Genomic DNA, 12,192 nt, shown 5'->3' with positions numbered 1-12,192 from the left:
TAGACTTTAATAATAGATCTAATCTAATAACTAATACACTATTAACCGGTAATTTTTTACTAAAAGCAATATACATACGAAACATTAACTTATCCCATTTATCTATTTATATGAACCGTATAATAAAGACCGTTAGTCTATTTGTGGCTACCACTTTGTTGGCGCAAGCACAAGCACCTACTCCGATAAAGGTGAATGTTGCGCAACCAGTTTCAGAAATACAACCTACTATGTGGGGGATATTTTTTGAAGATATCAACCTCGGTGCCGATGGCGGTATTTATGCCGAATTGGTTAAAAACCGCTCTTTTGAATTCCAAAAACCATTGATGGGTTGGAAAATAGAAAGAAAAACTTTTCACGAAGGAGAAGTATTGATTCAAAATCGTGCTGATAAAAACACTGCCAACCCTCGCTTTGTGAGTGTTAAGGTTGAAAATGCACAAAAAGGAGACCTTGGATTGACCAATGAGGGTTTCCGTGGAATGGGTATCAAAAATGGATTAAGATATGATTTTTCCGTGATGTACCGCCAATCAGGAAGTCCTGTTAAAGTTCATGCTGAGTTACTTGATGCCAAAGGACAAGTAATTGGAGAAGGTACGCTGACGCCATCTCAAACGGATGGACAGTGGCATAGACAAGCCGTGAGTTTCAATGCCAAAGCTACTGAGGCAAAAGGTAAACTTCGTTTGTGGTTTGAAGGAAATGGTCAAATCGACTTAGATATGATTTCCTTATTTCCAGAAGATACTTGGAAAGGACGTCCTGGTGGGATGCGTGCCGATATGATTCAGAAGTTGGCCGATTTAAAACCAGGCTTTATTCGTTTCCCTGGAGGATGTATTGTTGAAGGCTTTGATTTGAACAACCGTTACCAATGGAAAAAAACAATTGGCCCAATCGAAGAGCGCCAATTGATCATGAACCGTTGGAATATCGAGTTTGCACATCGTCCTGCACCAGATTATTTCCAAACATTCGGTTTAGGATTTTTCGAGTATTTACAATTGGCAGAAGATATTGGTTCTGAGGCTCTTCCTATCCTAAACTGCGGTATGGCTTGTCAATTCAACTCGGCAGAAGTTGTACCTATGGATCAACTTGAACAGTATGTACAAGATGCCTTGGATTTGATTGAGTTTGCCAATGGCGATATCAATACTACTTGGGGAAAAGTGCGTGCGCAAATGGGGCACCCTGCACCTTTTAATCTGAAAATGATGGGGGTTGGTAATGAAAACTGGGGACCACAATACATCGAGCGTTTGAAAGTATTTACGAAAGCTATCAAAGCAAAATATCCTAATTTCAAATTGATAAATAGCTCTGGTACAGACCCTAACGGCGACCGTTTTGACTATTTGAATAAAGAATTGCGTGCTATGAACGCTGATTTTATTGATGAGCATTATTACCGTGCACCAGAGTGGTTCTTGAAAAATGCAGGGCGTTATGATAGCTACGACCGTAATGGTTCAAAAGTTTTTGCAGGAGAATATGCATCTCATACCAACAATGGCGCTTCTGCTAGCAATCGTAACACTTGGAGAGCTGCGCTTTCTGAGGCTGCATTTATGACTGGCTTGGAACGTAATGCTGCTGTGGTTCAAATGGCTTCTTATGCTCCGCTATTTGCGCATGTTGAAGGCTGGCAGTGGAATCCTGATTTGATTTGGGTGGACAACTTGCAATCATTTGGTACTCCAAGTTATTATGTACAACAACTTTATTCATTAAACAAAGGTACACACGTTTTATCGATGACTCAAAATAATCAACCATTGATAGGACAAGATAGCTTGTATGCCTCAGCAAGTTGGGACAAAGCTAGTAATGAAATTATCTTGAAGATTGCGAACAATAACAGTCAAGCTCAAGTGCGTGAAATTCAATTGGATGGTGTAAAAAAACTGGACCCAAACGCTAAATTGATTGTGATGCAAAGTGATCCAAATGCCGTAAATACTTTTGAAGAAGCCCTAAAAGTGAGTCCTTCTGAAAAGAAAATTGTGGTAAATGCGAAGACTAAAAAAGTTAGTCTCGAACTAGCACCCTACTCATTTTATGTGGTAAGGATAAAAACGCTATAGCAACTCATTTGCGAATTTGATTCAATATTAGGTTAGTTTGAAGGGGAAAATTTCTTTAATTTTCCCCTTCTTTTTTTCAACTCCTCCCAAAATGAAATCTATTTATATCGGTTGTATGGCACTACTGTTGTGGTGTCAATATGAAATTTCTTTGGCTCAAACTGAGCATCCTTATGTGCATGACCCAAGTGCAATTATTAAAAATGAGGATACTTATTGGTATTTTTCGACTGGATGGGGAATTACGCCAGCGTTTTCAAAAGATTTGAAACATTGGGAAACCAAAACGCCTCCCATATTCAAAAAAGGAGAACATCCTGCTTGGATTGATAGCACTGTAAAAGGCTTCAAGGGACATTTTTGGGCACCTGATGTGATTTTTATGAACGGAAAATATCATGTGTATTATTCATGTTCAACTTTTGGCTCCCCAACCTCTGCTATTGGATTGGTGACGTCATCAAGCCTCAATCCTGATAGTCCCAACTACGGATGGACAGACCAAGGTATGGTTGTAAAATCACAAGAGAAAAAAGATTTTAATGCCATTGATCCTAGTATTTTGAAAGATGCTGATGGGCGGGTATATATGGCGTATGGGTCTTTTCATGCGGGTATTGCAGGGGTTGAGTTGGATACTTTAACAGGTAAGATCAAAGTGGGAGCTTCAATTGTCAAATTAGCTGGTGGTCGCGAATCCGATTGGGAAGCGTCCTGTTTGATTCGTGAAGGAAAGTACTATTATCTTTTCGTAAATAATGGCTTATGTTGTAAGGGTTTGAATAGTACCTATTATATCGTGGTGGGTCGTTCGGAAAACCCATTGGGACCTTTCATAGATCAATCTGGTCGTAGGCTTACCGAAGGTGGTGGTACAGTTTTGCTTCGCAGTCAAGATACGAGGTTGGGACCTGGACATGTGGGATTATTACGTGATGGAAAAAAACTTATTACTTCCATACATTTCTACGATGCTTTAGAAGAAGGAAAGTCAAAGTTTGGATTGATAAATATGAAATTCAAAAATGGTTGGCCAGTGCTTTCTTGGGAGTAACAGAGATAGCCCTTTTGTTCAAAACTGAATACCCCTATCCTTTTCTGTAGATGTTTAAGTACTCAAATCATTTGTTTACAGGGGCTTATGGGGTATAATTTTTATAATCTTCTAAATTTTTCTCATTATTTTTTGTATTAATCAAATATTTGATTTAAAATTGTGTCATAATAACACGTTTTGAATAATCATAGCGATTTGTATTTCATAAATAGTGTATAGTGGGGGAATCACTGGTTCCCTTCACTTCCTGAAAAAGGATTAAAATTGAAATAATTTCTTCATTTTAGTCCTTTTTTGAGTGAAAATAAGTTATTTCGAAGTTTTAAAGTAGAAAATAAATCTCACAAGGCTTATTTTCCACTTTACCTTAATCGAATAACTTATTTTACTAGGAGTAATCAGGCTATTTATGACAAAGCCCAAAGCTTTATAAAAACTATAACAAATAATGTTAACAAGATACAATCATAGTACTCGAATCCTTATAGCCCTCGACTGTATTGTATTTGGGTTTGATGGAGAAGAGTTGAAGTTATTATTAATCAAACGTGATTTTGAACCTGAACGTGGTAAGTGGTCATTGATGGGTGGTTTCTTGAATGAGGATGAGGATTTAGAGGTAGCAGCCAACCGTATTTTGTACGACTTGACAGGTTTGAAGGATATATATTTCGAAGAAATTAAGACTTTTGGCGAAATCAATCGTGACCCAGTGGAGCGAACAGTTTCAGTTTGTTTTTTTGCTTTGATTAATATCCACGCACACAGTCAGGATGCAGCAAAAGCACAAAATGCATTTTGGATTAGTCTGAAAGACCGCCCAGATTTAATTTTTGATCATAGCAATATGGTTGATTTGGCGCTTGAAAGATTGCGATATCGTGCAGCGTTGCATCCGATTGGGTTTGAGTTATTGCCTGAGAAATTTACGATTCCTCAATTGCAAAAACTCTATGAAGCGATTTATGATACGCCTTTGGACCGACGCAATTTTAGCCGTAAGATTCTATCGACAAAATTATTGATAGACACAGGCGAGAAAAACGAAAATTCGGCGACCAAAAAGGCGATTTTATATAAATTAGACCAAGAAAAATATCAAAAACAGTTTAATGCTTTTCATTATTTTGTGTCTGATTTTAAAGTCTAAAGCACTAAAATACCAAGAGCGAATAAGTGAAGCCATATAAATCTGAATAGGCCATGAGTATTTTGTAAATAACTTGTGCTTAGGGAAATAACAGAAGGTTTATAAGAAAAAATACTTATTCGCTTTTTTGAAAAATAAAATTGTGTCAATTTAACGCATTTGGCTGATTTCAGCTCGGCTTTAAACATATATTCAACGAATGAAAAATCAATTTGTAATCGGAGTTGATTACGGAACAGACTCGGTAAGAGCATTGGTAGTAAATACCGCAACAGGCGAAGAAGTTGGTACAGCCGTTCATTATTATGCTCGTTGGAAGCAAGGTTTGTATTGCGACCCTGCTTCATCACAGTTTAGACAACACCCTTTGGATTATTTGGAGGGATTGCAAAATTCGATAGCTGGAGCATTAGAAGGTGTGAGCGACGAGGTAAAACAAAATATTGTAGGTATTTCGGTAGATACTACTGGCTCAACTCCTGTGGCTGTTGACCAAAACGGTACACCTTTGGCTTTGTTGCCAGAATTTGCTGAAAATCCGAATGGTATGTTTATTCTTTGGAAAGATCATACTGCCAATGCTGAAGCTGAGGAAATTAATCACTTGGCACATCATTGGGATACGGATTTTACGAAATATGTTGGTGGAATTTATTCGTCTGAATGGTTTTGGGCAAAAATCCTTCGTACCCTACGTGTGGATGAATCTATTCGTGAAAAGGCGTACTCTTGGGTAGAGCATTGTGACTGGGTTTCAGCTGTACTAACAGGCAATACAGACCCAATCGCCATGAGAAGAAGCCGTTGTGCTGCGGGTCATAAGGCTCTTTGGCATCAAGAGTTTGAAGGTCTTCCTTCTGAAGAATTTTTGACAAAATTAGATCCACTTTTGGGTGGTTTGAGAGATAGACTTTTTAGCGAAACTTATACTTCGGACAATAGTATGGGTACCATTTCAAAAGAATGGGCTGATAAACTAGGTATTTCAGATAAAGCTGTAATTGGTGTAGGTGCTTTTGACTGTCACATGGGGGCAGTTGGGGCAGACATTCAGCCTTACTCTTTGTGTAAAGTAATCGGAACGTCTACTTGCGATATGTTGGTAGCGCCAAACGAGGAAATTGGACATTTGTTGATTCGTGGTATTTGTGGTCAAGTAGACGGCTCAATCATTCCTGGCATGTTGGGAATGGAAGCAGGACAATCGGCATTTGGCGATTTGTATGCTTGGTTCCAAAAAGTGATTGTTGGACCTGTGCGTGATTTATTAGGTCAGGAAGCAGCCGACAAACTTAGTGCTGAATTGATTCCTTATCTTTCAGAAAAGGCTTCAGAATTACCTGTAAAAGCTACCGATATTGTCTCTGTTGACTGGATGAACGGACGCCGTACGCCTGATGCAAAACATACCCTTAAAGGAGGAATCATTGGCTTAAACTTGGGTAGTGATGCTGTGAAAATCTTCAAATCACTAGTTGAGGCAACGGCTTTTGGAGCTCGTGCTATTTCGGACAGATTCCAGCAAGAAGGTGTACCTATCAAGCAAGTAATTGCCATTGGTGGAGTAGCCAAAAAATCACCATTTGTAATGCAAACCTTGGCAGATGTATTGAATATGCCGATTAAGGTAGCGAGTTCAGATCAGGCTTGTGCTTTGGGTGCAGCGATTTGTGCTTCGGTTGCAGCTGGTGTATATCCAGATATGGCCTCAGCACAGAAAAATATGGCTTCAGCATTTGATGCAACTTACGAACCTCGTCCAGAAGTTGTACCTATCTACGAAGCATTATATCAAAGATACCAAGGCATCGGTCAGTATATTGAGGAGAATATATAAATAGCAGTCGGCATTCAGCATTCAGCTTTCAGTTTTTCCCGATAGCCGACTGCCGATAGCCGATTGCCAAATCTAGTTCCAAAAAATTATAACATCAAGACAATCAGAACAATGAGTAATTTAAAAACATTTGGCGGTTTGCCATTAGAAGTGTGGTTTGTAACAGGTAGCCAACATTTATACGGTGAAGAAACACTTCGTCAGGTAGATGAACATTCGAAAATCATTGCGGACTCGTTCCAAGCATCTTCGATTATCCCTGTAAATGTGATTTTCAAGCCAGTGGTGAAAACACCAGATGAAATTTATAATATCTGTCAAGAAGCAAACTTTGCTCCTAACTGTATTGGTATTATTTCATGGATGCACACTTTTTCTCCAGCAAAAATGTGGATTCGTGGTTTGAATATTTTGAAAAAACCATTGTTGCACTTGCATACACAGTTCAACCGTGATATTCCTTGGTCGAGCATCGACATGGACTTTATGAACCTCAACCAATCGGCACATGGTGACCGTGAGTTTGGTTTCATTATGTCTCGTATGCGTTTGAGCCGTAAAGTAGTGGTTGGTCACTGGCAGCAAGAAGATGTTTTACAAAAAATCAATGTTTGGGCACGTGTAGCGGCAGGTCGTTTCGAAATGCAACGTTTGAAAGTGGTTCGTTTCGGTGACAATATGCGTCAGGTAGCAGTAACAGACGGCGATAAGGTAGGTGCTGAAATGACTTTTGGATTCTCAGTAAATACACACGGTGTTGGTGACTTAGTAAAGGTAATCAACCAATTCTCTGATGCTGAAATCAACCAATTGGTAAAAGAATACGAAGATACTTACCAAGTAATGGATTCTTTGAAAGCAGGTGGTGCTATGCGTGAGTCTTTGTTTGAAGCAGCACGTATCGAGCTTGGTTTGAAAGCATTCTTAGAAGATGGTGGCTTTGGCGCCTATACCAATACTTTCGAAGATTTGTATGGTATGAAGCAACTACCAGGTATTGGTTCTCAACGTATGATGGCCGCTGGCTATGGTTACGGTGGCGAAGGTGACTGGAAAACTTCTGCTATGGTTCGTGTCATGAAATTCATGGCTAGTGGTTTGGAAGGCGGTAACTCTTTCATGGAAGATTATACTTACCATTTCGATCCAGCTAATCCAATGGTATTGGGTGCACACATGTTGGAAATCTGTCCAAGTATTGCGAAAGGTGCTGTAAAATGTGAAGTACATCCATTAGGAATTGGCGGTAAAGAAGATCCAGTACGTTTGGTATTCAATGGTGGTGCTGGTGCAGCCTTGAACGTTTCTTTGATTGATATGGGTAACCGTTTCAGAATCTTGGTAAATGAAGTAGACGGCGTAGATGTAACAGAAGAATTACCAAAATTGCCAGTAGCGCGCGTATTGTGGAAACCACAACCAGATATGGCAACAGGATGTGCAGCATGGATTTTGGCTGGTGGTGCTCACCATACAGTATTTAGCCAAAACCTTACTACAGAATATATCGAGGATTTAGCTGATATGTTTGGCGTAGAGTTAGTCGTAATCAATAAAGATACTCAGTTGCGTAATCTTAAAAATGAGTTGCGTTGGAATGAAGTAGCATTCAAATAATCCTAAACGAGCGAGTAGTGTTCTCGACACTATTCGCTCGTTAAACCTTGCAAGTAATAAGGCAGAATTTTGAGTGATGAATAGTGTTTAAAATATACTCATTGCTTTAAAGACTGCACTCAAACTGTCCTCCTAAATTAATTAACTAAACTATGAAAAAATGGATTTCGACATTAGCGCTTGCAGCTATGTCATTACAAGGATTTGCTCAAAACGAAGTAACGCTTGATGCCTCGCAAGCTAAAACTCAAATCAACCGTCAGATATATGGTCACTTTGCGGAACATTTGGGGGCTTGTATTTATGGAGGTTTGTATGTAGGTGAAAATAACACGAAGATTCCTAACATCAACGGTGCACGTAAGGATGTGATTGAGGCCTTGAAAAAAATGAAGATTCCTAATCTTCGTTGGCCAGGAGGATGTTTTGCAGATACTTACCACTGGAAAGATGGTATTGGATCTAAAAAACAACGTCCTTCAATCGTTAATGCTTGGTGGGGTGGTGTAACAGAGGATAATAGCTTTGGTACACATGATTTTTTGAATTTGTGTAAAGAATTAGGTACAGAACCATACTTGGCTGGTAACGTGGGTAGTGGTACTGTAAAAGAATTGTCTGACTGGGTTCAATACGTAAACCATAATGGCGTAAGTCCAATGGCAAATTTGCGTAAAGAAAACGGACAGGATAAAGCTTGGGGTGTGAAGTTCTGGGGTGTTGGAAACGAAGCTTGGGGTTGCGGTGGTAATATGAAGGCTGAATATTATGCCAACATTTATCGTCAATATGCCACTTTTATGACGGATTGGGATAACGGTTCGAAGTTGTTTAGAATCGCTTCTGGTGCCAACTCGAAAGATTATAATTGGACAGAGGTATTGATGCGTGATATTCCTCACCACATGTTGGAGGGTATTGCTTTGCACCATTATTCTGTTATTAATTGGGACAAAAAAGGTCCAGCAGCCAATTTTACGGAAGAACATTACTTCAAAACGATGCAACAGGCTTTGTTTATGGACGAGCTTATCCAAAAGCATACTGCGATTATGGATAAATACGACCCTAAAAAGAAAGTTGCTTTGGTAGTTGACGAATGGGGCGGCTGGTATGAAGTTGAACAAGGAACAAACCCAGGGTTTTTGTACCAACAAAATACCATGCGTGATGCTGTGTTAGCGGGTGCAACTTTGAATATTTTCCACAAACACTCTGAACGTGTAAGAATGGCAAACTTGGCTCAAATCGTAAACGTATTGCAAGCGGTAGTGTTAACGAAGGAAGAAAAAATGATTTTGACTCCAACTTACCACGTCATGGAAATGTACAATGTTCACCAAGATGCGACCAATATTCCTGTTGAAATAAAGTCGAATGACTATGTATTTGGTACTGAAAAATTGCCAGCGGTTTCTGTTTCGGCTTCAAAAGACCAAGCGGGTGTTGTTCATATTTCATTAACTAACATTGACATTAACAAAGGACAAGAGATTTCTATCAACTTGAAAGGAATCACGGCGAAAGCGGTTACAGGTCGTGTGTTAACGTCGGCAAAAGTACAAGACCACAATACTTTTGATAATCCTGAAAAAGTAAAGCCAACTACTTTTACAGGGGCAAGTATTTCTGGTGGTACGCTTAAAGTAAAATTACCTGCTACTTCGGTAGTAGTATTGGAGCTGAAATAATAAAGCTTTTACTATACAATTGTAAAAACTCGCTAGAAATCTCTGGCGAGTCTTTTACCTAAAATTAATTACAATCATGACTTATCAATCTCTACGTGAGGAATGTTATGAAGCAAACATGCAGCTTCCTAAACTAGGTTTGGTGCTTTTTACTTTTGGTAATGTAAGTGCTGTTGACCGTTCTCAAGCGGTGTTTGCTATCAAACCAAGTGGTGTACCTTATGAGTTTTTGAAACTTGAGGATATCGTTATTATGGACTATGATGCCAAAGTGGTAGATGGCAAAATGCGTCCTTCTTCAGATACCAAAACACATGCTCAGTTGTATAAAAACTGGGAAGGTATTGGCGGAATCACACATACACATAGTACGTATGCTGTGGCTTGGTCACAAGCTGGTTTGGACATTCCTATCTTCGGAACTACGCATGCGGATCATACTCACCAAGATATTCCATGCGCACCTGTGTTGACTGACGAAATGATTGAAGGTGATTATGAATTTGAAACGGGTAATCAAATCTTCAACTGTTTTGCTGATAAAGGTCTTTCTTACAAAGAAATGGAAATGGTTCTTTTACAAAACCATGGTCCATTTACTTGGGGAAAAACGGCTGAAAAGTCAGTTTATAGCGCAGCTGTTCTAGAAGAAGTCGCACGTATGGCTTATTTGACATTACAAATCAATCCTAATACCCCACGCATTAAAGACACTTTGCGCCTAAAGCATTATGAGCGTAAGCATGGCAAAAATGCGTATTACGGTCAAGGATGCTAAGTGATGAGTTTAGATTTCTGAGTTTTGAAAACTAATTATTATAGCGCATTTCTCTAAAAGTAAAAAAGGTTTCGCTATTGGTTTTTATTTTCTTGAAAACTAATAGCGAAACAACCTACAAGTCAAACACTATAAAATAAATAAGTGTGCTGAGTTGAGAAGATAAGGAAGGTTTTTATTAACTAAACTTTTCATTCTCAATTCGGTACAGAAACGTAATTTTCAAATTAAACCTAAAAGCCCTTGGTGAAGCCTCACCATCTTTTATCTCCTTCTATTAATCTATGAAGCTCGGATTAGAATCTCTCGACTACATTATCTTTTTTGTATACTTCGTAATCGTGGCAAGCTACGGTTATTGGGTTTACAAAAATAAGGGTAAGCAAACTGCTGACTCAAAAGACTTTTTCTTGGCGGAAGGTTCACTTACTTGGTGGGCTATTGGTTCGTCGATTATTGCCTCAAATATCTCAGCCGAACAATTTATCGGTATGAGTGGACAGGCATTTCAATTAGGTATTGCTATTTCGGTGTACGAATTGGTGGGAGCTTTCTCGCTGATTTTGATTGCGGTATTCTTTTTACCGATGTATATCCGAAACAATATTTACACTATGCCACAGTTTTTGGCAAGTCGCTATGACAATCGTATCAGTACGATTATGGCAGTATTCTGGTTGTTTTTGTACATTTTGGTCAACCTAACTTCTATTATCTACCTAGGAGCATTGAGTCTTGAAACGATGACAGGCTTTAGTTTTATGGCTTGTGCAACCTTCTTGACTATATTTGCGATTTTTATTACCCTTGGAGGTATGAAGGTAATTGGTTATACCGATGTAATTCAGGTTGTTTGTTTGGTCGTAGGTGGTTTGGCAACGACTTACTTGGCATTAGATTTACTTTCAGCAAAAGTGGGTTCTGGAGCAGGTATTTTCGAAGGCTTAAGTTTGATTAAAGACAAAGCGGATAGTCATTTGCACATGATTTTTGCCAAAGGACAATACCAAGTGCATGATGGTCAGGGAGGTATGATTGATGCGTACAACCAATTGCCAGGCTTGTTAATGTTTATTGTTGGTGGTCAATGGATTGTAAACCTTAATTACTTTGGTTGTAATCAATATATCACGCAACGTGCTTTGGGTGCAGACTTAAAAACAGCTCGTTCAGGTTTGTTGTTTGCTTCATTCCTCAAAATGTTGATGCCAATCATTGTTGTATTACCAGGTTTGGCAGCGTATGTACTATTCCAAGAAAATGCAGATATGGCAATTGTCGAAGGAATTAGAGAAGGCGGTATTGTAAAACCAGATAACGCTTATCCAGTTTTATTGAACATCCTTCCTACAGGTTTGAAAGGTATGGCGTTTGCAGCACTTACCGCAGCGATTGTAGCATCATTGGCAGGAAAAGCCAACAGTATCTCGACGATTTATGTATTGGATATTCATAAGAAATTCTTCGCACCAGACCTAAACGAAAAGCAAATGGTATGGATGGGGCGTGTATCTATTGTAGTGTCTTTTGTGATTGCATTGGCTATTAGTCCATTGTTGAAAAACTTAGGTCAAGGTTTCCAATACATTCAAGAATACACAGGATTTATTTCTCCAGGTATCTTAGCAATTTTCTTGTTAGGTTTCTTCTGGAAAAAGGCTACTGCCAACGGTGCATTAGCCGCTACTATCTTGAGTATTCCGATGTCGGCATTGTTAAAAGTTCAAGCGCCAGATATGCCTTTCCTTAATCGTATGGGTGTTGTATTTTGGATTTGTGCACTGGTAACTGTTGTCATCAGTTTAATTGAATCAAAAGGGAAAGACCATCCAAAAGCTTTTGTTGTGGATAGTACTTGGTTTAAATCTGACAAAGCTTTCCGTTTTGGCGCACTTTTGATTACTGCCGTTGTCGTATTGATTTATACGATTTTCTGGTAGTACTTTCGATTTGAAAATTTGAAGATTTT

The 12,192-nt window shown here is 38.9% G+C and carries 8 protein-coding genes; all 8 read left to right on the top strand.

Annotated features, from left to right (window positions below; all coding sequences use genetic code 11):
- Positions 1-110: 110 nt before the first annotated feature.
- Positions 111-2,093 (top strand): alpha-L-arabinofuranosidase family protein, encoded by a 1,983-nt coding sequence (locus tag QM481_RS21830; RefSeq protein WP_283383321.1) that lies wholly within the window; start codon positions 111-113, stop codon positions 2,091-2,093.
- Between the two features lie 91 nt (positions 2,094-2,184).
- Positions 2,185-3,147, top strand: coding sequence for an arabinan endo-1,5-alpha-L-arabinosidase (locus QM481_RS21825; RefSeq protein ID WP_283383320.1), 963 nt, complete (start codon positions 2,185-2,187; stop codon positions 3,145-3,147).
- A gap of 451 nt (positions 3,148-3,598) precedes the next feature.
- Positions 3,599-4,300: an NUDIX hydrolase gene (locus QM481_RS21820; protein WP_166551217.1), complete on the top strand. Its 702-nt coding sequence runs from the start codon at positions 3,599-3,601 to the stop codon at positions 4,298-4,300.
- A gap of 199 nt (positions 4,301-4,499) precedes the next feature.
- On the top strand, positions 4,500-6,137 hold the full coding sequence (locus QM481_RS21815; protein ID WP_283383319.1) for a ribulokinase: 1,638 nt from the start codon (positions 4,500-4,502) through the stop codon (positions 6,135-6,137).
- A gap of 111 nt (positions 6,138-6,248) precedes the next feature.
- A complete protein-coding gene (araA, locus tag QM481_RS21810; RefSeq protein ID WP_283371288.1) occupies positions 6,249-7,754 on the top strand; it encodes an L-arabinose isomerase in 1,506 nt (501 codons plus the stop codon).
- Positions 7,755-7,906: 152 nt separating this feature from the next.
- Positions 7,907-9,445, top strand: a complete 1,539-nt coding sequence (locus QM481_RS21805) for an alpha-N-arabinofuranosidase (RefSeq protein ID WP_283383318.1) — start codon at positions 7,907-7,909, stop codon at positions 9,443-9,445.
- Between the two features lie 76 nt (positions 9,446-9,521).
- Positions 9,522-10,223, top strand: coding sequence for an L-ribulose-5-phosphate 4-epimerase (locus QM481_RS21800; RefSeq protein ID WP_095168303.1), 702 nt, complete (start codon positions 9,522-9,524; stop codon positions 10,221-10,223).
- A 284-nt stretch (positions 10,224-10,507) separates the two neighbouring features.
- Positions 10,508-12,163, top strand: a complete 1,656-nt coding sequence (locus QM481_RS21795) for a sodium/sugar symporter (protein WP_166551221.1) — start codon at positions 10,508-10,510, stop codon at positions 12,161-12,163.
- The last annotated feature ends 29 nt before the right edge of the window (positions 12,164-12,192 follow it).

Source organism: Flectobacillus rivi, assembly GCF_030056655.1.
Lineage (GTDB): Bacteria > Bacteroidota > Bacteroidia > Cytophagales > Spirosomataceae > Flectobacillus > Flectobacillus rivi.
The sequence above is the reverse complement of the archived record's forward strand: the minus strand, read 5'-3'. Positions and strand labels throughout refer to the sequence as shown.